Here is a 25,986-nt window from a genome sequence, read left to right on the forward strand (position 1 = left end):
ACTACGCAACTACTAGTCTACATGAGTAGTATTCATAGTGTCTAACATGTTTTGCTAAAAATGACTAAGCTTTTTTCAAAATGGCTATTTTCCATGATAGAATAGGGAGTGATTATTTACGTCTCATCAATTGTCAGAATTGTTGAGCTGAGCAGAGTAGAGGAGGATTACCTTTGGATTCAAAAAGAGGACAATGGTCGACGAAAATTGGTTTTATATTATCGTCGGCTGGAGCGGCAATTGGGCTAGGTGCCATTTGGAAAATGCCGTATGTAACAGGACAAAGTGGAGGTGGAGCCTTCTTTTTATTATTTGTCATGTTTACGCTACTAATTGGTTTACCAATGCTAATTTCAGAATTCATAATAGGTCGCGGAACAGGTGCAGAAGCGATCACAGCATATAAAAGACTGGCACCAAAAAGTGCGTGGGTTTGGATTGGACGCCTTGGCGTTGCCGGATGCTTCTTATTGCTATCTTTTTATAGTGTAGTAGGTGGCTGGATACTCATTTATAGTGGCAAAGCGGTTGTTGGTAATGTTATTCAAAGCGGAACCACGCCAGATCAGTTGTTTGGGATGATTACAGGAACACCTTGGATTACATTAGTTGGACTAGCACTTTTCACATTGATCAACGTGCTTATTATTTCACTAGGTGTGCAAAATGGTATTGAAAAGGCAAATAAATATATGATGCCCTTATTATTTATATTCTTTTTTATTCTGGTTATTCGTGCATTATCATTGGATGGGGCAATGGAAGGAGTAAAATTTTTCTTAGCACCTGATTTTTCAAAGATTACAGGTAAGTCCGTGTTGTATGCGCTGGGGCAGTCGTTTTTTGCTTTAGCTGTAGGATTTTCTTGCATGGTGACTTATAGCTCTTATTTGAAAAAGGATGAAAGCTTACCTTATTCAGCAGGATCTGTCGTACTGATGAATATTTTCGTATCATTACTTGCAGGACTTGCGATATTCCCTGTTGTTTTTGCATTTGGTTTTGAACCTGCAGAAGGGCCTGGATTATTATTTATGGTGTTGCCCTCAGTATTTAGCCAACTACCGTTTGGTGAATTATTTTTAGCGATTTTCTTATTGCTATTTTTATTTGCGACACTGACTTCATCATTTAGTTTATATGAAATTATCGTAGCAGCTCTTGTTGAGAAATGGCCAAATGCACGTCGTAATATTGCGTTTGCTTTAGGGGGGGTTGTGTTTATAGCATCTATTCCAGCTGCTTTATCATCGAGCAGTTTGAGTGATTTTGCTATATTCGGTAAAAGTATTTTCGATGCGACAGATTATTTAGTAAGTAATATTATGCTGCCATTAGGGAATTTGTTAATCGCCATTTTCATCATGCATAAAGTAAAGAAATCACTTGTGAGAGATGAGTTTATGCAAGGTAGTCACATATCTCCGGTGTTTTTCAAAACGTGGAAACTATTAATGACTTGCGTAGTACCAATCGTTATTACAGTCGTTTTAGTATATTCAATACTTCAATATTAATCGTATTAATAAAGACCTAAGTCGTGAAATATTGGCTTAGGTTTTTTTATGCAAATCATTTGTGTTAACCTAATTTTAAAATAGGTTTACAAACAGCGTGAAAAGTTTTATTATCATAATAGTGTACGAAGATCATTTCCATACTTTACTTCCCTAGATCTCGTACACAATTCTTTGAAGCGCTTTAATTTAATTTACATTGTCGACGATGTGAGAATGATACATAAATATAAAATAACGGAGATGACATTTTTGAAGACAAAAGATATGGTAATGGCAGCACTTTTTGCCGCAATAATTGCAGTTCTAGGACTTATTCCACCGGTTACAATATCAATTATTCCAGTACCGATTACAGCACAAACATTAGGCATTATGCTTGCAGGGTGCATTTTAGGACGTAAAGTGGGTAGCTTGAGCGTCCTCGTTTTCCTCGTATTGGTTGCATTAGGTGCACCACTTTTAGCAGGCGGACGAGGCGGACCTGCAGTTTTTATGGGCCCAACAGTGGGCTATTTAATTAGTTGGCCAATCGCGGCTTTTGTTATCGGTTATTTAACAGAAAAATTATGGGACAATATGAAAATCTGGAAGATGATCATCGTGAACTTTGTTGGTGGCGTACTACTTATTAATTTAATTGGGGCACCGATTATGGCCATTATGACTAACACATCTATTTGGGCAGGTATTACAGGATCAGCTGTATTTTTGCCAGGGGATACTATAAAAGCAGTAGTCGCTGCAATGATTGCTGTTCAGCTAAAAGCAGTAAGTCCCATCACGAAAAAAGCACCTGTATTAAGACAAGGCATGCAACAATCTAGTTGAATTTTCGTAGGAGGAGACAAGAAATTCTCCTCTTTTTTTATAAAATTTAAGTTATAAGGCGTGATAATTCTATGAATATTGTCGATCAAATACGATCTTATGAACAGTTGACTCCAAGTAAAATAGCGATTCAATTTGCTGGAGCTTCTATTACATATAAAGACCTTATCCATTCGATTGACCTAGTTGCTATTGGTCTTTCAAGTATAAGTACACAAAAGCATTGCAAAGTAGCGATTTTCATGCGCAACAAAGTGGAGTTCTTTGAGATTTTCCTAGGTGCAATTGCAGCAGGTTTCATACCAGTTCCAATGGATCCAAAATGGAGTGATAAGGAAATAAGTTATGTATTGGGCATGTGTAAACCTGCAGTGCTTTTTATAGATGAAGAATTTGAAGAGAAGCTACTGAACAATAATTGTCCTATCATTTTTATAGGAAGAAGTTATTCAGAGTGGAAACAGCAATTTAAACGAAGCATTCCTACTATTCTACATCAACCATCGACACTATTTATAGGATTTACATCAGGCACAACAGGTACTCCAAAAGGCTTCATGCGGTCCCACCTTTCCTGGATCGAAAGTTTTTATGCAACAAATGATGCGTTTCAAATAAAACAAACAGATCACGTCATTGCACCAGGGCCACTAGTACATTCTATGACACTTTTTGCTGCAATACATACACTTTTCATAGGGGCTACCTTCCATTTAATCGATAAATTTTCTCCAGAGAAAGTGGTACATGTATTGCAAAAAGTTGAAAATATGATTCTCTATGTCGTTCCAACAATGATAGAAGGTATACTTCCATATTTAAAACAAAATGCTAGCATCTATTTTGCACCAAAATCGATACTTTCTTCTGGAGCAAAATGGTCTATCGAATCGAAAACAGATGCACAGCAATTCTTTCCCGGCAGTACTATTTTTGAATTTTACGGATCATCAGAAGCAAGTTTTATCGCTTATGTAACAGCTGCTGAGCAAATGCTTAAGCCCCAATCTGTTGGAAAACCATTTCCTAAGGTGAATATTTCAATTCGTCGTGATGATGGGAGTGAGGTTGAAACGGATGAGATTGGACAGTTATTTGTTTCTAGTGAAATGATGTTTGAAGGATATTTCGACAATGAAAAAGAAACAGCTAAAGTGTTGCAAAATGGTTGGTTAGCACTCGGAGATTATGCATCATTAGATAAAGACGGTTATTTATATATTGCAGGTCGAGCGAAAAATATGATGATTAGTGGTGGATTAAATGTTTTTCCTGAAGAAGTTGAAGGGGTGCTTCTTGCAGCAGATGAAGTTTCTGAAGTGATGGTATTTGGTCAATTTGATACGTACTGGGGAGAAAAAATTGTTGCAATCATCCAGTGGGAGGCAGGAAAAGAGATGACACATTCACAAATAAAAGCGTATTGTCTGAAGCATTTAGCCACTTATAAAATACCACAAAACATAATGTCCGTAGAGCAATTTACATATACGAGTAGTGGGAAAATTGCTAGAGATAAGATGAAAAAACAATTATTGGAGGCATTCTGATATGACAGACGTATTTATCATACTTGCTAAACGCAGTCCTATTGGCAAGCTTGGTGGCATATTAAAGGATATTGAACCAGAGGATCTACTAGCGCAAGTTATCCAAAATATTGTGAGTGAAGCCAATTTGCCAGTAAAGGAAATTGATGATGTTATCATGGGCAACACGGTTGGACCCGGTGGTAATATTGCACGACTTGCCTTATTAACAGCAGGTCTCCCTGTAGAAGTACCTGGTGTGACAGTAGATCGTCAATGTGGGTCAGGTCTAGAAGCAATCAATATGGCAGCCCGGCTAATTCAAAGTGGTGCTGGACATATATACTTAGCTGGTGGAGTAGAAAGTGTCAGTAGAGCGCCTTGGCGTATGAAGAAACCATCATCGCTATATAGTAATGGTGCACCAGAAATTTATATGCGCTCAAGATTTTCACCAGATACAATCGGAGATCCTGATATGGGCATTGCAGCTGAAAATGTAGCGGAGAAATACAATATTTCACGCGCGGAACAGGATGCTTATGCATATGAAAGTCATCAAAAAGCTCTTGCTACAGATTTCTCATCAGAGATTGTGCCCATCACGGTTAAGTTAGGGAAAGAGATTGTCACTGTGTTAGAAGATGAGTGTCCGCGGAAAACAACAGATGTAGAAAAATTGGCTACATTGAAACCGATTTTTAAAGAAAAAGGGGTTGTAACTGCAGGTAATGCATGTCCGATAAACGATGGTGCAGCAGTTGCTTTACTTATGTCAGGGGAAAAATGTCGTGAGCTTGGGTTGAAACCCGTTATGAAGTTCGTTGATGCAGTAGCAGCTGGAGTCGATCCAAACTATTTAGGCATTGGTCCAGTCCCGGCAGTTAAGAAATTACTAGATAGAAACCAATTACATATCGAAACTATTGAATATATGGAATTTAATGAAGCATTTGCCTCTCAAGTACTTGCATCATTAAAATGTTTGGACATCCCCAAATCGAAAGTAAATGCTGGAGGAGGAGCTATTGCATTAGGACATCCGTATGGTGCTTCTGGAGCCATTTTGGTTACTCGATTGCTTACCCAAATACAGCAAAAGCCATTTAAGAAAGCAATCGCTACTTTAGGAATTGGTGGTGGATTAGGACTCGCTACATTATTTGAAGGGGTGAGGTAATCATGCACTTTAAAACTGGAATGGTGTCAGATTCTTTTACTGTGAAAGTTGACCGACAAGACATTCAAAACTTTGCGAGAAGTATAAAAAATAGAAATCAGTTACATTACGATTTGGAAACTGCGAAAAAGGCTGGATTTCCCGATATTATTGCTCCTCCTACATTACCTATTTTATTTTGGCAAAATGCGAAACTGGATTGGTTAGAGCAAGTAGAAGCCCCGTTAATCCACGGAGAACAAAAGTTTACTTATATAAAACGAATAGTCGCTGGAGATATATATAAGTGCAGAATTTTTTTGAAAGATGTAATGAAAAAGCAAGGCTCTACAAGCGTTATATGGATTTTGAAACATGTACTAGAAGGCTATCAAAATGAAAGATTATGTTTCACATCAGAAACAACTTTGATTTTAAGAGAACTTGATGAAAATGAGGTGGAATAATTGGTTTCATTCACTGTAGGTGACTATATTTGTGCTAATGAGAGCGTGATTATTTCAGCAAACGATGTAAAAAAATACGCTGAAACTTCAAAAGATTTTAATGCAATTCATTTAGATTTTCAGAGTGCTGTAAAAGCGGGATTTGAACGTGAAATTGTTCATGGCATGCTTGTGATGGGAATTGCGGAAAGTCGATTATCTACCATTTTCCCAACAAGTGTTGTTGTCTCTTATGAAACAAAATTTATTCAGCCAGTATTGGTTGGCGAAGTATTAACTTTTTCATATGTAGTGATCGAAGAGGAACTAGACACGATTGCTATAAAAATTGAGGCAACGAAAGAAAACGAAAATACTGCGATCATCGGTGTTATTCAATTTACAGAGGTTAGAGGGTGATAAATTGCTTACGGGAAAAGTTGCTCTAATAACGGGGTCCACAAGAGGGATTGGTAAAAGTATTGCACTACAAATGGCAAAAGAGGGTGCTTTAGTTGCTGTAAATGGAACGAATGCGAATAGCGTTCAAATAGTAGTCGATGAGATCCATTCAATAGGCGGACATGCAATGGGTATTTGTGAAAGTGTTGCCACAATTGCAGGGGCAGAATATATAGTTAGCAAGACTTTGACACATTTCGGGAAAATCGACATTCTTATTAATAATGCAGGTATTACAAGGGATCAATTGCTAGTCAATATGTCAGATCAAGCTTGGCAGGAAGTACTAGATGTCCATTTGACAGGCACTTTTGCTTGTACAAGAGCCGTTGTACAACATATGAAGACTCGTGATGAAGGCGGGTGCCTCATAAATATGACATCAACAGCAGGTTTGATGGGAACGGTTGGTCAGGTGAACTATAGTGCTGTAAAAGCCGGTATATTAGGGCTTACTTGGACATTGGCAGAAGAACTTAAACGTTTTAGCATTCGTGTCAATGCAATAGCACCTGCCGCTTTAACAGATATGACACAACCCGTTATTGAGCGTATTCAAGCAAAATGTGAGGCAGAAAGCAAGCCGTTCCCTGATTTTTGGAAAGTGGGTTCACCAGAGGATGTAGCTAAAGTTGTTGTCTTAATAGCTGATGATAGCAGTACTGTATCTGGTCAAGTGTTTTCAGTCAATGGTTCCAAAATCGGTAAATGGGAAAAACCCTCACATGCTGAACTAACGCTGGAAGAACTAAAAGACATAGTTTGTAGAGAAAACTAATAAAAGAAGGTGCAAGATTTGCTTACTTTTGACAATGTATCGTTTGCATATGGGCAGCAAGCGGTGTTGAAAAATATATCATTACAAATAATGGAAGGTGAATTTCTAACAATTATCGGTCCAAACGGCTCAGGTAAATCGACGCTTTCAAAATTAATGAACGGCCTAATCCAGCCGTATCTAGGACAAATATTGGTGGATAGATTAGATACGCAAAGTCCACAAAACTTAAAAGAAATCCGTCAAATTGTCGGCTTGATTTTTCAAAATCCTGAAGATCAATTCATATCGACGACGGTTTTTGATGAGGTGATTTTCGGCTTAGAAAATATTGCGGTAGAACCGGATAAAATGCAATCGATTGCGGAAGATGCATTAAAGAAGGTCGGTATGCTTTCTTATAAAGATGTAGAGCCGCATAAGCTTTCAGGGGGCCAGAAACAGCGTGTAGCTATTGCAGCCATTTTAGCGATGAAACCAAAATATATCGTTTTTGATGAATCCACAGCGATGTTAGATCCCAACGGCCAAAAAAGTATTATGACACTCATGCAGCATCTACATGATGAAGGCTTCACGATTATTCATATAACACATCTTATGGAAGAAGCGCTTAAGGCCACAAGAGTGCTCGTTTTAAATGGTGGCGTCATTGTGGCAGAAGGGGCTCCGGTAGATGTTTTTCATAATAGTAGGGTGATAGAAAATAATGAATTGGATGTACCACTTCCTTTGAAATTAAAGGGCCGCTTAAGTGAAGCAGGAATTGTAGTTCCGAAGCAGCTAGTCACTCTAGAAGGGATTGTTGATTATATATGGACATCAAATTAGAAAATGTCTCTTACAAATATCCAAGTCTTTCAAATGACAGCTGGGAAAGCATACGAGAACTAAATTGTATGTTTGAAACGGGAAAATGGTTATCCGTAATTGGCCAAACAGGCTCAGGGAAATCTACTTTAATGAAACTATTAAAAGGATTAATAGCTCCTACGGCTGGAAGATTATTAATCAATGGACAAGAAAATAAGCTTTCTAAAAAGGGCAATGCCCAAATTATTCAAGAGGTTGGACTGGTGTTTCAGTATCCCGAACATCAATTATTTGAAACAACTGTCTTGAAAGATTTAGCATTTGGACCTAAAAATCAAGGCGTGAAGAAGGAAGAAATCAATGACAGAACAAAGGTTATTATAGAGCTAGTTGGTTTATCCGAAGCGTATTTTGACAAGGCACCATTTGAATTAAGCGGTGGTGAAAAAAGACGAGTGGCAATTGCAACAGTGCTAATGATGAATCCGGAAGTATTGATTTTGGATGAACCTACAGCTGGTCTAGATCCACAAGGAAGTAAGCTGATTTTACAATTAGTCCATGATTGGCAAAAAGCTGGAGGTGGACAGCGTACCGTCATATTCGTAACACACCAAATGAATGAAGTTGCCGAGTATTCGGATGAAGTACTCGTTATGAATGACGGTGAGATAGTCTTTCAAGAGAATCCAATCGCGCTTTTTCGAGAGCATGATCATGAATTAAAGGCATTTGGGTTAGATATACCTGACTCTGTAAAACTTCTGAAATTATTTGAGCATCGTTTTGGTAAACGTATTGAAGTACATTCATTACAGGAAGAAGTTGTTCTAGAAGAGGTTGTAGCATATTTTACGAAACAAGGGGATGACCTTTTGTGATTGAAAATGTGCTAGTTGGACAGTTTGTTGAAACATCTTCTGTTTTCCATCGTTTAGACCCTCGCTCGAAATTAATAAGCATATTTTGTATTGTCATCGCATTCTTTTTAATCGATAACGCTGCAGGTTATCTGTTAGCAGGCCTCTTTGTATTTGGCTGTATTACGTTGTCACATATTCCGTGGCGCATTTTCTTAAAGGGCTTAAAGCCAATATTATTTATTCTCTCATTTACGATTGTTTATCATATTTTGTTTACAAAAGGAGAGAACTTGCTTTTTCATTACGGCATTTTGTCTATATATATTGAAGGAATTATTAGTGGAAGTCGTTTAGTAGTGCGTATTATTTTGCTCGTATTAATAACCTCGCTATTAACCTTAACTACAAAACCACTTGAGTTAGCTTATGGCTTCGAAGTACTTTGCAAACCGCTGAAAAAACTACGTTTTCCAGTTGAGCAATTTTCTTTAATGCTAGCTATTACATTGCGTTTTATCCCAACAATTGTAATGGAGTTAGACAAAATTATTGAAGCACAAAAAGCTAGAGGCGTTAATTTTGAAGATAAATCACTTATGAAAAAGGTATTAAGTTATATACCGATTATCGTGCCACTTTTATTTACATCAATTAATAGAGCAGAAAACTTAGCGAATGCCATTGATGCAAGAGCTTATGGCGATGGCAGTGGACGCACGCGGTATAAGACATTGCGATTTGAAACCCGTGATTATATAGCGATGAGTATTAGCCTTTTTATGGTAGGGACTTTTTTAATATTGAAGATGCTAGGAGGTTAATAGGTGAAAGTATATGGAATGGTAGTTGATAATGAAACACGCTGTCTGCATTATCATACTCAAAAAGATATTGTAGCCTTGAAATTTAAGTGTTGCGATAAATACTATCCTTGTTTTGAATGCCATGCTGCATGTGAAGATCATATGCCGGAAGTTTGGTCAAAGAATGAATGGGCTGAGTTAGCGATTCTCTGTGGTGTCTGTGACAAAGAGCATACGATTGCGGAATATGTTGGGACGAATCATTGTTTACAATGTGGATCTGCATTTAACGAGCGCTGTGAGGCACATTATCATTTATATTTTGAAGTGTAAGAGAATCGAATTTTTCGGTTCTTTTTTTATTTTAGATTCTTATTAAAACCAACTCTGCTTTCACATTATATAGTGAATTTTTAAATGTATTTAAAGAAGTAGTTCTGAACAAACAATTGAAGAATATTTAAGACGGAATTTTGCAGCTAGAGCAACAACTAATCCTGAGCTTGTTCCAGAAGGTGTAAGTAGTTTATGGAATTCAGTTTGGTCCTATTTTCATCATACGCAACAATCCGATCAATGTACTCTTGAACTAGTTTACAGACGTCATTTGCCGCTCTCAAGTAAATGAGCTAACTGAACCATCGTATCAATTATATTTTCCCTTTTCAAAGCTCTGGTCGTTAATATATATATATTAACGTTCTAATGCGTATAATCTCTCAAAACATCTACAAATTGAAAGCTATTTGATAAGTTGAAATAAAAAGGAACACTTGTTCTGGTATTGTGATTATGTTACACTGAATTTACAATGAATTCTGTGTAATATTTTTCAATCACGACAATATCGATAGAGTGTTAAAATAGATAATACGATTTAAAAGGAGGAATTTTCATGAAAATATTTCATACAGCTGATTGGCATTTAGGTAAGCTTGTTCAAGGGGTTTATATGACCGAAGATCAAGCATATATTTTACAGCAATTCTTAGCTGAAATTGACCAAGAACAGCCAGATGTCATAATTGTAGCCGGTGATTTATACGACAGAGCTGTACCTCCGACAGAAGCGGTCCGTTTGTTAGACGATATTTTCGAGGAAATTGTGTTGAAAAGGCATATACCGCTTATTAGCATTGCCGGAAATCATGACAGTCCAGGTCGTTTACATTTTGGTAGTCATTTAATGAAGGAAAGTGGTTTACATATAGTAGGGAATCTTGACGACAAGCTATCACCGGTCGTGCTAAACGATGAATTCGGAAAAGTGCATTTTCACCTAATTCCATATGCTGATCCGTCGCAAGTTCGATATGTGTTTAATGATGACTCCATCAAATCTCACCAATCTGCGATGAAACGTATAACAGATGAGTTGAAAAAGAAGATGGATCCAACGGTTAGACATGTCTTTGTTGGACATGCTTTTGTGACTTCTCATGGGCAAGAAGAGGAGAATACGAGTGAATCTGAACGACCTTTAGCAATCGGCGGTACTGAGTGCATTGATGCTGCACTTTTTGAGCCGTTTCATTACACCGCACTTGGACATCTACACCAAGCTCATTTCGTTTTAAATGAAACAATTCGTTACGCGGGTTCACCTTTGAAATATTCGATTTCTGAGGAAAATCATAAGAAAGGTTATTTAATCGTGGATTTAGCTGAAGATGGACAAGTGACAATCGAGAAAAAATTACTACAGCCACGTAGAGATATGCGTACGGTAGAGGATCATTTAGATAATTTACTTAAAACAGAAGTAAGTGAAGACTATATTTATGTAAAATTACTTGACGATGCACCGATCATCTCTCCAATGGAGAAAATTCGCACAGTTTTCCCAAATGCTATGCATGTGGAGCGCAAATTGATGAAACAAACAATAGATGGTACTGAGCAACTAACAACATCAAGGCAAAAAATGGACGACTTAACACTCTTTGAGGCGTTTTATAAGGAAATAGTAGGTGCAGAAGTAGAAGATGCAACAAAACAACTATTCCAAGAAGTGTTACAAGAAGGCTTAGCGAAAGAACGTGAAGTAGGGAGCGATGTTAAATGAAGCCAATTCAACTGAAAATGACCGCATTTGGTCCATATAAAAAAACAGAAACAATTGATTTTCGAGAATTAGGCGAGCATCGCTTATTTGTTATTTCCGGTGCAACTGGTGCTGGAAAAACGACAATTTTTGATGGTATTAGCTTTGCATTGTATGGAAGTGCGAGCGGCGAGGATCGTGCAGATATTAAAGAAATACGAAGCGACTTCGCAGATGAAGATACACATACATCAGCAGAATTGATCTTTGAAATTCATAATAGACAGTATCGTGTTCTTCGCCAGCTAGCCCATCGTAAAAAGGGAAATAAAACTGCTACAGGCGAATCATTTGAACTTGTCGAAATTCTTCCTACTGGAGAAAAGCCAGTAGTTGAATCTCAAAAAGTCGGTGAAATTAATAAAAAAATAGAAGATATTATCGGCCTATCGAAAGATCAATTCAAACAAATTGTAATGCTACCTCAAGGCGAATTCCGTAAACTGTTAACATCTGAAACAGAAAATAAAGAAGCTATATTACGTAAAATTTTCAAAACAGAATCCTACCGACATATAGCAGATCAGCTTAAGGTGAAAAAGGATGAGGCTGATAAGCAATTACAACAGGCGAAAGCCGTCCGTGACTTACACACAAGTAAAATTGCAAGCACGCTCCCTAATAGGGAATCTAATCTTTTTCTGCTACTACAAACAAATCAATTTAATATGTACCAACTGATTGATGCGCTACAGGAAGAAATCATTTTTTATGAAAAGCAAATAGCAAAAGATGAAACTAACTATAAAGCTGTTGGAAAGCAACATGAAGATAAACAACGAGAACACTATGAAGCCATTACGTTAAATCAAAAGATAGAGTCATTTAAAGAGAAGGAACAAAAATTTCTCGCACTAAAACAGCAAGAACCACTTTTCTTAGAAAAAGAACGTGAACTGGCAGCGGCTGAAAAGGCAAGCCATATTATACCGATTGAGCAGTATTACCGAGAGGCGAAGCAAACGATTTTGCAGAAGGAGGTAATTTTCGAAGAAGCTAAAAATGCAGAGCAAAAAATGAAGCTTCAACTAGAAGAAGTGAACGTTCAATTTACAGCTGAACAACAAAAAGAGACAGAGCGTAATGACAGTTTGAAAAAGGTCATGCAGCTACAATCTTTTGAACCTGTATTCAAAGAACTAGAAGAACAGAGTCAGCTAAAAGATAGATTACAGCATGAAGTTAATCAGCTACAAGCTGTATTTACCGAGCAAAGTCAGCTATATGAACTGCGATTGCAATCACTACAAGCGGTGGAAGAGCAGTCTGCAACACTTGAAACTACAATACATCCATTAGATGAAAAGATAGAGCAGCTCGCACAACTGAAAGACCGCGCGCATGTTTACCATTCATGGTCTACGCAACAACAAAAGGTAATCGACTTAAAAGTAAAAGTGAATAAGCAAGAAAAAGAATTTAAAGATGCAGAACAAAAGGCGAAAGCTGAACAAGATAAGTGGGTTGCAAATCAAGCAAGTATTCTTGCAGCACAGTTAGTAGAAGGTGCCCCCTGTCCGGTTTGTGGTAGCACTGAGCATTCAACGATACATGAGGGAACGGCAGAAGTAATTGATGAGCGTCAATTAGAACAAGTTCGAAAGTATGCTTCAAATTTGGAGCAGCAATTCTTTGTAACAAACGGTCAGCTACAGGCTGAAATGGAGACATTTAAAGGGCTGGAAGAAAGTCTGCAAGAACTCAGTGTAACGATAGAACAAGGACCATTACTGACGGAGCGATATAAAGCATTATTCGCTAATGTTCAGCAATTAAAGAAAGAAAAAGAGCTATGGAATGAGTTAAAAGAGAAAACTAAAGCTCAAAAACAAGCTGTATCCGAATTCCAGATTCAATTGCAACAACTTGAAAAAAAATATCAACATCAATTAAATGCCTTGAACAATGCAGCGGCTATTTATGAAGAAAAACAAAAATCCATTCCGCAAAACATCACTTCGCTAAATCATTTATATCAATTAATAAATGAAGCGATTCAGTTGAAAACACAATTAGCGGAAAACTGGACATTGGCACAACAGTGTATGCAACAAGCCAGTGAGCAAAATACAACGGCACAAGCAAATTTAAATCATGCAACAACTGCTTTACTTGAGTCCAATAAATTACTTGAAAAAGCGCAAGAAGAGTTTAAACAAGCTGTTGAAAAAGCTGGGTTTGAAAAAGGGAAAGACTATATAGCTGCTAGAAGAAATGAATCCGAATGCCAGCAATTAAAAGATGACTGTATGCAATATAAAAATACAGTGTATACACTAGCAATTCAAATCGAAGAAGAAAAAGAATATGTAGCGGGCAAAGAAGTAATTGACCTCGCTATATTGTTAGCTTCTGTGAATCAGCTGAAACATGCTTATGAAGTTGCATTTGAACAATGGAATAACTCTAAAAAGCATCATCAAACAATCGTTCAACTGATCAATGATCTATCAGATATCAGTAAAAATATAGTTAATCTTGAGGCATCATGTGGCCGGATTATTGGTCTCTATGATTTACTTCGTGGTCAAAATAGTATGAAAATATCATTTGAGCGGTATGTTCAAATTGAGTATTTAGAACAAATTATTCATGCAGCAAATGAGCGTTTAAAACCGCTATCGAATGGTCAATTCAATTTAATTCGCAGTGATCGCCAAGAAGCAAGAGGTAAGCAAAGTGGATTAGGTTTAGATGTATATGATGCCTATACTGGGCAAACTCGTGATGTGAAAACACTATCAGGAGGGGAAAAGTTCAATGCTTCACTATGTTTAGCGTTAGGCATGTCAGATGTTATTCAAAGTTTCCAAGGAAATATCCGAATCGATACGATGTTTATTGACGAAGGTTTTGGTACATTAGATGAGGAATCTTTAACAAAAGCGATTGATACACTGATTGATTTGCAAAAATCAGGGCGTATGATCGGCGTGATTTCACATGTCGCAGAACTTAAAGCAGCTATGCCGGCTATTTTAGAAGTGAAAAAATCAAAAGAGGGCCATAGTCATACTACATTCCATATTAAATAAGGAATAGATCGGTGATTAATTTTTATGTGGAAAAGAACAGCTTGAAACCATAGGGAAGACTTCTTTTTGTGAATTGTGTTTTGATGATTTAATTTTACAAAAAAGGGTCTTTCTTTTTCTATTTATTCAGTTACACTCTCTAAACTAAAGGGCATTTGAAAAAATCATAAAAGAAATGTTATTTGTTTCAGTAATTTAAAATAATAATATGTAGTTGTCAAATTAATTATAGGTTGTTATACTTTTTATTAACCAGCGGTCAATAAAAGGGGGGAGAAAATGTCACCACGTAAACAATCATCACAAGAATTAACTAGGGAAATGATTATACATGAAGCACGTACTAAGTTTGTCGAAGAAGGTTTTCATCAAGTATCTATGCGAAGTATTGCAAAGGAACTGGATTGTAGTCATGGGGCAATCTATTATCATTTCAAAAACAAAGCCGAATTATTTTATGTTGTTTTGCAAGAGTATTTTTTGGAGCTAAATGGGATTATAGACGAGGTTGTTATTAACAGGGAAGAAAATTGTACTAAACTTTACAAATTGTTTATCAGCTTTATTGAATTTGGTTTAAACAATCAAAGTCAATATGAATCTATGTTCATGCTGAGAAACAGTGAAATAGATGTGTTGTCTCAAGAGGCAGCAAATTTTAGTTATCAAAAATTCGCTCAAGCTGTCCAAACCTTATCTAATAATACATTGTTAATTAAAGATATTTATGCTGTATTCATTTCTCTACATGGGTTTGTTGTCTTTTATCGAGGGTATGCTACCTGTTTTGAAGAAGTAAAAGATGCTGCATATGCACATGTAGATTTTTTAATCAAATCCTTAAGTTCAGAAAAAATCTCTAGATCTAATTTATAGATCTAGAGAAAATTTTTCATTTTTATTGACCAGTGGTTAATTAAAGGGAGGTAATATTTATGAAAAAGGCATTAGTGGTAGGTGCGTCCGGCGGAATGGGTTATGCATTAGTTAGGGAATTAGTTTCTAGAAATATAGATATTATTGCATTTTCTAGAGATAAAGATAAGCTAGAATCTCTTTTTAAAGATCAATCCAAAGTGACCATCTTTTCAGGAGATGCTTTAAATGAAAGTGAATTGTTAGAGGCCGCAAAAGGTGTGGATGTTATTTTTCATGCAATTAGTTTTCCTTATCAAGAATGGGCTCAGAAACATCTTAAATGCTTAGATATAATGATAAAGGTTGCAGAATCACAACATGCAAAAATTGCATTTGTCGATAATATTTATGCTTATGGAAGGCAACAGTCTAAACTGAAGGTAACAGAAGAAATGAGGAAGAACCCTCACACTAAAAAGGGGAAAATTCGTCTAGAGATGGAAAACAAATTAAAAAATTGTAATGTTCCAGCATTAATCGTCCATATGCCTGATTTATATGGACCAAATGCTGAAAATACTATACTTCATGAAACGATAAAAAACATGGTTCATAATAAAAAAGTGAATTTTGTTGGAAATACGAAGGTGGCTAGAGAGTTTCTTTATACATACGATGGTGCCAGAGCAATGGTTGAATTGGCGGAACGCTCCGATACGTATAATAAAAACTGGAATATTCCCTCAACTCACCCTATTACAGGAGAAGAGTTGATCATGATAATTTGCCATGCAACTGGATATACAAAAAAGGTTCGGAGTATTTCGAAAGGAATGATTCGCTTCCTTGGAGTTTTTTCGCCTTTTATGAAAGAAATGGTGGAAATGATGTATTTAACAGAAATCCCAGTCCTATTGAGTGGAGAAAAGTATGAAAAAGAAATTGGCTCTTTACCCAATACACCTTACAGCCAGGGAATACAAGAAACAATATTTTGGATGGAGGAAAGAGAATAAAAATATGAATTATAGCCTAGTAAGTAGAAAGGTTGCCAAACGGCTATAGGTCATGTTTCATTATAGTTAACCACGTTTTATAGACAAAATAGACCAGCCGCCTAAATCCGTGTTTATGTGTCAATTTAGGAGGTAATTTACCCTATTATTAAGCGCTATTTCGCTCGCTAATTATTTTACGATTGTTCCTTATTTTCCATAACATCATGAGCCGACACTAAATTATTTATTAGTGTCGGCTTTTAGTATTATAGATATTATAAAAGTAAGAAAATTCATTTTTAAAAATACTTGTTAAGATTTTGTAATACAAAGATGCTGTTGATCATAATGACTTAATCAAAGGAGTTGCCAGCAATCAGAGTAGATTTTCGTTGATACGATAGTTTTTTTACTGAGTTAACCATAATATACCCTCCTATATTATAATGTTGGTTTCATTTTAAAAGGAAGATTATAACTGGTCATTGACTTAAATCAAGGGGCCAAATCATTTTGGTGTTTTACAATTATATACAGTAGTTGGTGCGGTGAACAGTACCATAAGTAAGTGAGGTTTGAAAAATTGTGAAATAATCCTCTTTTAAGGTATTATTTCAAACTAAATATTATTTTTTTATGTAAGCGTCAAATATATCCCAACTGTTGTTTAGGAGGGTTGTAATTGACGCTTATTTTCTTGCTTTCCTGCTATATAATTTACTATTACGTGGCGACGTAGAAGAATTCTTTGAAGATGAGGTTGTTAAATAAGGTAGGACAATTAAATCAAATACAAATAAGGATTAAGTATCTCATATTTGGTTTTTAAATAGGCAAACATAATTTACACTTTAGGGCGAGTAACATAGATTGTAATAGTCAAGGAAATTCAATTTGAAGGAGAAACAACATTGACTAACCGACAAAATCCAAGCCTTAACCATTTAGTGTCGTACCATTTGGCAAAAGTAGATCATTACAAGCGTTTAAAAATGGCTTCTGCAAACAATCCGGCCTTATTTCATCAATACGCAGAACAGCAATATCTTAATAAAGCACTTGCACACAGATACGAAGCAACGATAGCAGAAGCGATGAAACCAAAAGGGGATAAACTCCTAACAAGTCCAATACTTACTTTACTTCGTAATGGCGGATATAATCTATATGCTAGGCACGGGGAAGCAACAATAGGAGAAGATCAAGCAAACATGAACTTCCAGGATTGTTCGACCCAAAGAAATCTCTCTGAGGAAGGGAAAAGACAAGCAATGACCTACGGAGAGGCACTTCGCTCTCTTTACATACCTATTTACTATCCTGTCCTCGCCAGCCCATTTTGTAGAACGAGAGAAACCGCAGAATTGGCTTTCGGTAAAGAAAACGTCCAAGTCGACCCTTTCTGGCTTGAAACATATAATTTAAGCAGCAACTCAAGCGCAGCAGAACAACAAAGAATCCTAAATAACCTCAAATCAGCCCTAGAAATTCCACCACCAGCAGGTAGCAATAAAGTTATCATTGCCCACAGCTTTCCGAAAGGGATTGGTTTGGGGGCAATCCCATACATGGGAACAGTTATTGTAAAACCTCGTGGGGTAGGTTTGGGGTTTGAGATTATTGGTCAGGTTTCTTTAAATGAACTACAAGTATGAGTTTAGAGAGCTGCTCCCCGGCTACAGTTATCATATATCGATATAAAAAATGGTCAACTAGAAATATCTGGCTGACCTTATAATACGAACGGAGTGCTTTAGTTGAACAAGCACACAATAAAAAGGACCTTAAAATTGGTCCTTTTTATTTATTATTGAAATATCAACAATATCAATTAACATAGCCAAACTATATAGTTAAATGACTTTATTGACATTTGCACAATGGCTATTAGTTTTTTATACGAAAGTTATTTCCAACCACGTTGATATGAGCCGTTTAGTGCTTCAATATCAACACCCAATTCTTTCGCAGCACGGTATGACCAATAGGGATTACGTAACAATTCTCTTGCTAAAAAGACTAGGTCTGCTCGGTCATTTTGTAAAATTTCCTCGGCATGTAGTGGGGAAGTAATAAGTCCGACAGCACCTGTTGCAATAGGTGTTTCATGTTTGATTTTTTCAGCAAATGGTACTTGATAGCCTGGGAATACTGGAATTCTTGCAAGAACAACTGCACCAGAACTAACATCTATTAAATCGACACCTTGCTCCTTCATCCATTGTGTCATTGGAATATAATCTGATGGCTCCATTCCACCATCTGCATAGTCTTTCGCAGAAATGCGGACGAATAATGGGCCATCAAATACTCCTTTTACAGCATCGATGACTTCACTTAAAAAGCGGTAGCGATTTCCTGCTGAGCCTCCGTATTCATCTGTACGTTTGTTTGATAATGGCGATAAAAATTCATTTATTAAATAGCCATGTGCACCATGTAGCTCAATCACATCAAAGCCCGCTTCTTTTGATCGAATAGCTGCTTTTTTGAATGCTTCTACCGTATTGTTTATTTCATCTGTTGTCATTTCAATTGGCGTTTTATATTCATCGCTAAAGGCAATGGCAGAAGGTGCATAAATATTGCTTTCAAGCTGTGCTTTACGGCCAGCATGTGCCAACTGAATACCTGTTTTGGAGCCTGCATCATGCATTAAGCGATTTAATTCAGATAAGCCATTAACATGTTCATCGCTCCAAATACCGAGGTCTTGTGGTGAGATACGTCCTTCTTCTTGCACGGCCGTCGCTTCCAAAATGATAAGACCTATTTGACCAACAGCCCTTGTTGCATAGTGAATTTTATGGAAATCCTGGACCAAACCGTCCTCATCAGAGCATTCATACATACACATGGGTGACATTACAATGCGGTTTTTTAATGTTACATTACCTATCGTATAGGGTTCAAATAATTTTGCCATGAATGAAATCACTCCAATTCTATTAATGACTATATTATAGCAAAACAGTAGGAATTAGGTTTATTAAAAAGACTTGAATACATTACAGTACTTTGATGAGAGTGTTCATTGAAGATGTAATATCGGGTTTTAGTTCACTTGCATCATTTCAATGACATAATATAAAGTATCGTGACCATTATTTGAATTGGTTCCATTTCTCAGTTGGTGTTAAACATTGTAGCGATCAAGAAGCAGAGAGTAAAATGATTGTGGAAAGTTCTTTAAATTCACCCAATGAACCCTATAATAGTTTAAGAGATGTAATTTGTTACTCGTTGAACTGAATTTAATGGAAAAGGTGAATTTTGATGGAACACTCTAACCGCTTGATAATAAAAATTGAAAATCAAAAATGGCTCTACAACGATGAAGAAGACTTATGCTCACACGGTGAAATTTACTTGAACGTTAATGAGACTATTATTACACAATCTGGTATATACGAAGAATGGGGGATTAGTGAGTCTGCATTAGCATTGTTAAGAACCCTTGATAAAGATTATATTTGTGACCCTAATCATGAAGAAGGGCTAATTCTCCATGGTTGCGGTTTAATTTTAATGATGGGTTGTCCGATTTCAATTCATTGGTCTGTAAAACATATGGACGACGAAGTGATTCTATCGGATTTTGTTAAAGTTACTACAACTAGCCCGGAATCTGGGAGTGTGCACTTTAATGGACTCGAAATCAGATTAAATAAAAACGACTATAAAAACCAAGTTGTTTCATTTGCCCTGGAAGCAAAAAAGCTATTTGAACAATCGAATGAAAAACAAATTATAGATGACTTTGATAAAGAAATGTATGAAGGTTTTTGGAATGAATACAACCAACTTTTAAGAAAAAATCAGCATTAAAACTCGACATAGCAATTCATAATGAAGTTATGGTTTTTAGAAGAAATACTTACGCTTTTTGCTTCAGCCCTGCTTGCTCATATTGAGAGAGAAGTCAGGTAAATATTGACTCGCGGCTCTTCTACTATGACTCAGGCATCAACTTCTATGACTCGCAGCCCGTCTATTGTGACTCAGGCATCAGCTTCTATGACTCGCAGCCCATCTATTATGACTCAGGCATTAGCTTCTATGACTCGCGGCTCTTCTATTATGACTCAGATCAACTTCTATGACTCGCAGTCCATCTATTGTGACTCAGGCATTAGCTTCTATGACTCGCGGCTCTTCTATTATGACTCAGATCAACTTCAATGACTCGCAGTCCATCTATTGTGACTCAGGCATCAGCTTCTATGACTTTCGGCTCTTCTATTATGACTCAGATCAACTTCAATGACTCGCAGTCCATCTATTGTGACTCAGGCATCAGCTTCTATGACTTTCGGCTCTTCTATTATGACTCAGATCAACTTCAATGACTCGCAGTCCATCTATTGTGACTCAGGCATCAACTTCAATGACTCGCGGCTCTTCTATTATGACTCAGGCATCAACTTCAATGACTCGTAGCCCATCTATTATGACTCACATCATCTTCTATGACTCACAGCCCGTCTATTGCGACTCAGGCATCAACTTCAATGACTCGCAGCTCTTCTATTATGACTCAGGCATCAACTTCTATGACTCGCAGCCCATCTATTGTGACTCAGGTATTAGCTTCTATGACTCAAAAAAACTATAGAATAAGATAAAAAATATAGTTGCAGGAAAGTTTTTAAGGAAAAGGGTATGTGTAAGTTGGATGAATTTGATAAAGAAATGAAACAGTTTATGGATGGCTAGGCGAAGTTTACAAAAAAGAAGCTGATTTTGAGGAAGTTGCTTAGTATCAGAAAGTAGTAGAAGAGCGTATGGAAATCTCTCAATGTGGAGAAATCCGAATGCTCTTTATACTTGTACTAATAGGACTAGATTCTACTGTTGGAAAGTCATTTGCAGTTCTTCTTGCTGCATATTCCCCCAAATAAATGCCAATATCAAAAGAGATAAAAAAACTCCCGTTACTAATATGCATAGGATTCAGCACATTATTTCATGGGAGTATAGATTTCTTTCCGAATGGAATTGAAAAATAGTAGCTTTTTAGAGGGAATAAAGTGACTGTTTTCAGTAATGGAGGAGTTTAATGGAGTAATTCGCTTTTATCCGAAGCGCATGTTCAACTTTCACTAAAATAATGAGGATATAAGTTCTTGTGTGTCCAGATCCATTCTTTCATCTCTATTATCATTTTTTCATAACTGGGTACTTCGAATGAAAAATCGTTTCGGTTATTGATCAATGTTTTATCAACATTAACGGAATGACTAGGCAAAATATTTACTTCATTTTCTTTGAAATTTTCATTGAATAATTTTAATAAATCAAACTTACTAATACTCGTATTATTCACAAGATTATATAGCCCGGTAACATTTTCAATTGCAGCTCTCTCCATCGCTTTGGCTAAAGTTAGGGTAGTAACTCCAGTCCAAATAGCGCCCGTATAGCCGCTAATGGTTCCTTTTTGTTTCATAAACCAATTAAATAAGCCAATACCTTCTTTTTTCATATCTGGACCAATGATCGAATTTCTGAAGGTTAAATTCTTATTATCATCAATTTCGCCTAAAGCTTTTGTTCTATCATAAAAAGTCTCACCATCATGAACACTATTTTCAGTATACGGTGCTGATTTTCCTGAGAAAACACAATCTGTACTCATATGAATTAGTCTAGTATGGGTGTTTTTCAATTGTTCAACAATGGAATGTGGAAAGTAACTATTTATATAGACAGCTTTTGATGGATCTGCATCACATGATTGGTTTAAGATACCTATGCAATTTATGATGACATCATAGTTGTTTAATAGAATAGAATGTAATAATAACTTTTCCGTAATATCACCATTTATGTTCTCGCAATATGGAAAAGATGTTCTCGAATAGGTAGTGACTTCATGACCTTTCTCATTTAAATATAATGAGATCGTGTGACCAGCCATTCCAGTTGCTCCAAGAACTAAAAATTTCAATTTATTCCTCCATTCCATTTGCGCAGTTCTTCTTGAATAAAAGGAAGTTTTAGCAATTTCTCTTTTATTTCTTCTACTTTAAGAATTTTAGTGTTATTTGAGTTGTATTCATCCGTTAAAGTGATTTTAGGAGAACCTTTTTCAAGATATTTCCCATAATTCAGATCGCGGTTATCTGCGGGGATTTTATAAAATTTACCCAAATCATTCGCTTTGGCAGCTTCTTCTTTAGTAAGGAGTACTTCGTAAATTTTTTCTCCGTGACGAGTACCGATAATTTCAATTTCATTGTCCACTTTAAATAATTCTTTCAGTGCTTGTGCTAAATCTGCTACATAAGAAGCTGGTGATTTTTGAACCATAATATCACCATTCGCAGCATTTTTAAAAGCATATAAAACCAATTCGACAGCTTCATCTAGGCTCATAATAAAGCGAGTCATCTTGGCATCAGTTACCGTTAAAGGTTTTCCAGCCTTAATTTGTTCTACGAATAATGGTATGACCGATCCACGAGATGCCATAACGTTACCGTATCTAGTTCCACAAATTAGCGTTTTGTCAGGATTGACCATTCTAGACTTGGCAATGAATGTTTTCTCCATCATCGCTTTAGAAATCCCCATAGCATTTACAGGGTATGCGGCTTTATCTGTAGAAAGACAAATAACTTTTTTTACACCTGCGTTTATCGCAGCAGTTAATACATTGTCTGTGCCAAGTATATTCGTTTTTACGGCTTCTATTGGGAAAAATTCGCATGAGGGGACTTGTTTAAGGGCTGCCGCATGAAAAATATAGTCCACTTCATACATAGCATTATTTAAACTACTAATATCACGTACATCCCCAATATAAAATTTGATTTTATCATTCTGATATAAAATGCGCATATCATCTTGTTTTTTTTCGTCTCTTGAAAATATTCTAATTTCCTTGATATCTGTATTTAAAAATCGTTGTAATACCACATTACCAAATGAGCCAGTACCACCTGTTATTAGCAACGTTTTATCTTTAAACATATAATTATATCTCCACACCTCTCTTTTCCGTAGGACGTTATAGAAATATCACAACACATATGCCATTATTTCAACCCTTTTAGATGCAAATCGGATTCGGAATTATCCCTAGGGAAATTATACCAATACGCTAATATACCAGTATATTTACATTTGGGTTTATTATCTAATAAGACTCTATTAAAATCCCAATCACCAGCAAGATCTTTTCTATTTGTGAATTTTGCATTACCTATAAAACTTCTTCTAATTATTTTAAATTGCCCAGCCCATCGATAACCATCTGTTTCCTTTTTAATAAATTCCTGACCATCTTTAGTTAGCATATTGTAATAATATAGGTCATATTCTCCGTCGATTTGTGCTAAAACTTCTCTAATAGCGGGCAAATATTTATCATCACTATCAATTATGCCTACATAATCACCAGTTGCTTCTGCAATACATCGATTATATGTATCACTAGCACCAATATTTTTTTCATTAAATAATATTTTTAATTGAGGACAAGTTTTTTTATATTCTTCTAATAGTTCTACTGTTTTATCAGTAGAACAATCATCACATACTATAATTTCATATGCATATTCTTTCGGAATACTCTCTAACATTGTCGTAATCCATTCTTCACTATTATAAGCTGGAGTTATAAAACTAAATTTCATAAAAGTACCTCAATTCTTGTAATATGATGTTTCCAAATGAACCAGCCCCACCAGTTGTTAGCAACGTTTATAAATGAATATCCGATTATATATACACACCACAATTAAGTATTTTGTTCAAAAAAATATCTATGCATATACTATTATTTCAGCCCTCTTATATGCAAATCGGATTCAGAATTTCCTCTAGGAAAGTTATACCAGTAGGCGAATATACCAGTGAACTTACATTTAGGATTTTTATCAACCAATGATCTATTAAAATCCCAATCACCAGCAACACCTTGTCTAATTGTGAATTTTGCATCACCTATAAAACTTCTTCTAATAATTTTAAATTGCCCAGGCCATAAATAACCGTCTGTTTCCCTTTTTATATAATGTTCTCCAAGTTTTGTGATCATATTGTAATAATAGATGTCATGTTCGCCATCTATTTGTGCTAAAACTTCTCTAATAGTAGGCAAATATAGATCATCACTATCAATTATGGCTACATAATCACCAGTTGCTTCGGCAATACATCTATTATAAGTATTGCTAGCACCAATATTTTTTTCGTTAAATAATATTTTTAATTGTGGGCAAGTTTTTTTATATTCTTCTAATAGTTCTACTGTTTTATCAGTAGAACAATCATCACATACAATCAATTCATATGCATATTCTTTAGGAATACTGTCTAGCATTGTCTTAATCCATTTTTCGCTATTATAGGCTGGAGTTATAAAACTAATTTTCATAAAAGTACCTCAATTCTTTAATCGTTTGTTCATAGTGCTGTATGACAAAATCATGCTTCTTCACGTTACATATGCGAAGGAGCGTAACTCACGGTGAATGATTCTTCACATCATACTAAATAAAAGGTATCGTATGAATAATTTACGTTGAAAGTGCGACTTTCCTCAATTATTATATGCGTGTAACCGTTTAAATGTTCTGAAGGCTATTGTTGCTTATATGGTTGACGGTAAGGAAAATCGTATTCGAAACGGGCAGGGGATGTAATGGCTTTGTATGAGGTTATATTTCAGAACAATTATGAGGATGAATATGTGAATTTCTACTGTTCCAAGTAAAAAAGCATCTTTCATTCGCATTTAGCTATAAGTATTGAATAAAATAACCCTGAAAGAGCATAGTAAATCGATGCTTTTCCAGGGTTAATGTCATTCATATTATTCACTTTTCGCTAATTCACGTGATTTTGCTTCTGCATCATGGATACATGCGATGATGGCGTCTTTGAAGTGATTTTCTTCTAAGGCTTTTATGCCGGCTTCAGTTGTGCCACCTGGGCTTGTCACTTTACGACGAAGATCAGCGGGATCATCGGTAGAATGTTTTAGCATTTCTGCAGCACCTGCCATTGTTTGAACGGCAAGTGACCGTACGGTTTCGCGTGATAGACCGTATTGCATACCGGCTTGTTCAAACGCTTCGATTAGATAATAGAGGTATGCGGGGCCACTTCCTGAAACGGCTGTTACTACATGTAGTTTATCTTCCTCTACTTCAATTACTGTACCGATTGCTTCTAACATTGTCATAAATTCTTGTTTTAAACTAGCATCAATTTGTTCGTTAAATGATACGCCACTTGCTGACATGCCGATTGTTGCCGATGTGTTTGGCATAACGCGAGCAATTGGTCGTTTCCCTAAACTATTTTCAATTGTTGAGATAGAAATACCTGCAACAACGGATAAGACAGCGGTGTGTTCTTGAATAAGGGGTGCTAAAGCTTCCATTCCTTTTATAACGTCTTTCGGTTTCATAGCCAAAATAATGCAATCTGCAACTTTTACAATATCGCGACTGTCAGAAACAATTTGTACGCCATGAGCATTAGCGATACGATTCAGTTTTTGACGATCAGATTTATTCATAATATGAATTTTTTTAGGTGATACGACACCTTCTTTTACCCAACCTTGAATCATTGCTTCTGCCATTGAACCTGCGCCAGCAAATACAATTGTCTGCATAATTGTCGCCTCCTGTTTTTTTCAATAAAAAAAGCCTTCCCATCCTTTATATAAAGGACGAAAACGCATGTTTCCGCGGTACCACCTTGTTTTGCTAAATGAATTAGCACAACTTTCGCTCCTTATTATCGCTAAGGGACGGCTATGTTTTCATAGCAG

At 36.2% G+C, this 25,986-nt stretch carries 23 protein-coding genes; 17 read left to right on the forward strand and 6 right to left on the reverse strand.

Features of this window, described 5'->3' with window-relative positions; all coding sequences use genetic code 11:
* Positions 1-173 precede the first annotated feature (173 nt).
* The 16 genes from JFL43_RS10020 to JFL43_RS10095 all read left to right on the forward strand — a co-directional run bounded on the left by JFL43_RS10020 (position 174) and on the right by JFL43_RS10095 (position 17,851).
* Positions 174-1,517, forward strand: coding sequence for a sodium-dependent transporter (locus tag JFL43_RS10020; RefSeq protein ID WP_200748946.1), 1,344 nt, complete (start codon positions 174-176; stop codon positions 1,515-1,517).
* Positions 1,518-1,769: 252 nt separating this feature from the next.
* On the forward strand, positions 1,770-2,348 hold the full coding sequence (locus tag JFL43_RS10025; protein ID WP_200748947.1) for a biotin transporter BioY: 579 nt from the start codon (positions 1,770-1,772) through the stop codon (positions 2,346-2,348).
* Positions 2,349-2,419: 71 nt separating this feature from the next.
* A complete protein-coding gene (locus JFL43_RS10030; RefSeq protein ID WP_200748948.1) occupies positions 2,420-3,898 on the forward strand; it encodes an AMP-binding protein in 1,479 nt (492 codons plus the stop codon).
* Position 3,899: 1 nt separating this feature from the next.
* Positions 3,900-5,057 (forward strand): thiolase family protein, encoded by a 1,158-nt coding sequence (locus JFL43_RS10035; protein WP_200748949.1) that lies wholly within the window; start codon positions 3,900-3,902, stop codon positions 5,055-5,057.
* A 2-nt stretch (positions 5,058-5,059) separates the two neighbouring features.
* Positions 5,060-5,503 (forward strand): FAS1-like dehydratase domain-containing protein, encoded by a 444-nt coding sequence (locus JFL43_RS10040; protein WP_200748950.1) that lies wholly within the window; start codon positions 5,060-5,062, stop codon positions 5,501-5,503.
* On the forward strand, positions 5,504-5,902 hold the full coding sequence (locus JFL43_RS10045) for a MaoC family dehydratase (RefSeq protein ID WP_200748951.1): 399 nt from the start codon (positions 5,504-5,506) through the stop codon (positions 5,900-5,902).
* 4 nt (positions 5,903-5,906) lie between these two features.
* Positions 5,907-6,722, forward strand: a complete 816-nt coding sequence (locus tag JFL43_RS10050; protein ID WP_200748952.1) for an SDR family NAD(P)-dependent oxidoreductase — start codon at positions 5,907-5,909, stop codon at positions 6,720-6,722.
* An 18-nt stretch (positions 6,723-6,740) separates the two neighbouring features.
* Positions 6,741-7,553 carry an energy-coupling factor transporter ATPase gene (locus tag JFL43_RS10055; RefSeq protein ID WP_200748953.1) on the forward strand — a complete coding sequence of 271 codons (813 nt, stop codon included), beginning with the start codon at positions 6,741-6,743 and terminating at the stop codon, positions 7,551-7,553.
* A complete protein-coding gene (locus JFL43_RS10060; RefSeq protein WP_200748954.1) occupies positions 7,538-8,416 on the forward strand; it encodes an ATP-binding cassette domain-containing protein in 879 nt (292 codons plus the stop codon). Before JFL43_RS10055 ends, JFL43_RS10060 begins: the two co-directional genes overlap by 16 nt.
* On the forward strand, positions 8,413-9,219 hold the full coding sequence (locus tag JFL43_RS10065) for an energy-coupling factor transporter transmembrane component T family protein (RefSeq protein ID WP_200748955.1): 807 nt from the start codon (positions 8,413-8,415) through the stop codon (positions 9,217-9,219). The genes JFL43_RS10060 and JFL43_RS10065 overlap by 4 nt, the downstream gene beginning before the upstream one ends.
* Positions 9,220-9,237: 18 nt before the next feature.
* Complete coding sequence (locus JFL43_RS10070; RefSeq protein WP_200748972.1) at positions 9,238-9,534, forward strand: CHY zinc finger protein; 297 nt, start codon at positions 9,238-9,240, stop codon at positions 9,532-9,534.
* Positions 9,535-10,096: 562 nt separating this feature from the next.
* The gene (locus JFL43_RS10075; protein WP_200748956.1) at positions 10,097-11,266 is read left to right on the forward strand and encodes an exonuclease SbcCD subunit D; all 1,170 of its coding nucleotides are present in this window, start codon (positions 10,097-10,099) and stop codon (positions 11,264-11,266) included.
* Positions 11,263-14,340 carry an AAA family ATPase gene (locus tag JFL43_RS10080; RefSeq protein ID WP_200748957.1) on the forward strand — a complete coding sequence of 1,026 codons (3,078 nt, stop codon included), beginning with the start codon at positions 11,263-11,265 and terminating at the stop codon, positions 14,338-14,340. The genes JFL43_RS10075 and JFL43_RS10080 overlap by 4 nt, the downstream gene beginning before the upstream one ends.
* Before the next feature lie 279 nt (positions 14,341-14,619).
* Entirely contained in the window at positions 14,620-15,216 is a 597-nt protein-coding gene (locus JFL43_RS10085) for a TetR/AcrR family transcriptional regulator (RefSeq protein ID WP_200748958.1), read from the forward strand.
* A 59-nt stretch (positions 15,217-15,275) separates the two neighbouring features.
* A complete protein-coding gene (locus JFL43_RS10090; protein ID WP_200748959.1) occupies positions 15,276-16,214 on the forward strand; it encodes an SDR family NAD(P)-dependent oxidoreductase in 939 nt (312 codons plus the stop codon).
* 893 nt (positions 16,215-17,107) lie between these two features.
* A complete protein-coding gene (locus JFL43_RS10095; protein ID WP_325166659.1) occupies positions 17,108-17,851 on the forward strand; it encodes a histidine phosphatase family protein in 744 nt (247 codons plus the stop codon).
* Positions 17,852-18,102: 251 nt separating this feature from the next.
* On the opposite strand, the gene namA is transcribed toward JFL43_RS10095, so the two are convergent.
* A complete protein-coding gene (gene namA, locus JFL43_RS10100) occupies positions 18,103-19,122 on the reverse strand; it encodes an NADPH dehydrogenase NamA (protein WP_200748960.1) in 1,020 nt (339 codons plus the stop codon).
* Positions 19,123-19,472: 350 nt separating this feature from the next.
* On the opposite strand from namA, the gene JFL43_RS10105 reads away from it, so the two are divergent.
* Positions 19,473-20,024: a hypothetical protein gene (locus tag JFL43_RS10105; RefSeq protein ID WP_200748961.1), complete on the forward strand. Its 552-nt coding sequence runs from the start codon at positions 19,473-19,475 to the stop codon at positions 20,022-20,024.
* Between the two features lie 1,264 nt (positions 20,025-21,288).
* Here the strand turns inward: JFL43_RS10105 and JFL43_RS10110 are convergent.
* The 5 genes from JFL43_RS10110 to proC form a co-directional block, all read right to left on the reverse strand.
* The gene (locus tag JFL43_RS10110) at positions 21,289-22,146 is read right to left on the reverse strand and encodes a dTDP-4-dehydrorhamnose reductase family protein (protein WP_200748962.1); all 858 of its coding nucleotides are present in this window, start codon (positions 22,144-22,146) and stop codon (positions 21,289-21,291) included.
* A complete protein-coding gene (locus tag JFL43_RS10115; RefSeq protein ID WP_200748963.1) occupies positions 22,143-23,171 on the reverse strand; it encodes a polysaccharide biosynthesis protein in 1,029 nt (342 codons plus the stop codon). Before JFL43_RS10115 ends, JFL43_RS10110 begins: the two co-directional genes overlap by 4 nt.
* A 65-nt stretch (positions 23,172-23,236) precedes the next feature.
* Complete coding sequence (locus JFL43_RS10120; protein WP_100797102.1) at positions 23,237-23,836, reverse strand: glycosyltransferase family 2 protein; 600 nt, start codon at positions 23,834-23,836, stop codon at positions 23,237-23,239.
* Between the two features lie 143 nt (positions 23,837-23,979).
* Positions 23,980-24,579 carry a glycosyltransferase family 2 protein gene (locus JFL43_RS10125; protein ID WP_200748964.1) on the reverse strand — a complete coding sequence of 200 codons (600 nt, stop codon included), beginning with the start codon at positions 24,577-24,579 and terminating at the stop codon, positions 23,980-23,982.
* Positions 24,580-25,017: 438 nt separating this feature from the next.
* Entirely contained in the window at positions 25,018-25,827 is an 810-nt protein-coding gene (proC, locus tag JFL43_RS10130) for a pyrroline-5-carboxylate reductase (RefSeq protein WP_200748965.1), read from the reverse strand.
* Between the last annotated feature and the right edge of the window lie 159 nt (positions 25,828-25,986).

It is taken from the genome of Viridibacillus soli, from assembly GCF_016612995.1.
Lineage (GTDB): Bacteria > Bacillota > Bacilli > Bacillales_A > Planococcaceae > Viridibacillus > Viridibacillus soli.

Coding starts and splice junctions, on each gene's coding strand:
- JFL43_RS10035 (WP_200748949.1), top strand. CDS start 3,900: ATGACAGACGTATTTATCATACTTGCTAAACGCAGTCCTATTGGCAAG.
- JFL43_RS10090 (WP_200748959.1), top strand. CDS start 15,276: ATGAAAAAGGCATTAGTGGTAGGTGCGTCCGGCGGAATGGGTTATGCA.
- JFL43_RS10030 (WP_200748948.1), top strand. CDS start 2,420: ATGAATATTGTCGATCAAATACGATCTTATGAACAGTTGACTCCAAGT.
- JFL43_RS10075 (WP_200748956.1), top strand. CDS start 10,097: ATGAAAATATTTCATACAGCTGATTGGCATTTAGGTAAGCTTGTTCAA.
- JFL43_RS10125 (WP_200748964.1), bottom strand. CDS start 24,579: ATGAAAATTAGTTTTATAACTCCAGCCTATAATAGCGAAAAATGGATT.
- JFL43_RS10085 (WP_200748958.1), top strand. CDS start 14,620: ATGTCACCACGTAAACAATCATCACAAGAATTAACTAGGGAAATGATT.
- namA (WP_200748960.1), bottom strand. CDS start 19,122: ATGGCAAAATTATTTGAACCCTATACGATAGGTAATGTAACATTAAAA.
- JFL43_RS10070 (WP_200748972.1), top strand. CDS start 9,238: ATGGTAGTTGATAATGAAACACGCTGTCTGCATTATCATACTCAAAAA.
- proC (WP_200748965.1), bottom strand. CDS start 25,827: ATGCAGACAATTGTATTTGCTGGCGCAGGTTCAATGGCAGAAGCAATG.
- JFL43_RS10060 (WP_200748954.1), top strand. CDS start 7,538: ATGGACATCAAATTAGAAAATGTCTCTTACAAATATCCAAGTCTTTCA.
- JFL43_RS10080 (WP_200748957.1), top strand. CDS start 11,263: ATGAAGCCAATTCAACTGAAAATGACCGCATTTGGTCCATATAAAAAA.
- JFL43_RS10120 (WP_100797102.1), bottom strand. CDS start 23,836: ATGAAATTTAGTTTTATAACTCCAGCTTATAATAGTGAAGAATGGATT.
- JFL43_RS10115 (WP_200748963.1), bottom strand. CDS start 23,171: ATGTTTAAAGATAAAACGTTGCTAATAACAGGTGGTACTGGCTCATTT.
- JFL43_RS10105 (WP_200748961.1), top strand. CDS start 19,473: ATGGAACACTCTAACCGCTTGATAATAAAAATTGAAAATCAAAAATGG.
- JFL43_RS10040 (WP_200748950.1), top strand. CDS start 5,060: ATGCACTTTAAAACTGGAATGGTGTCAGATTCTTTTACTGTGAAAGTT.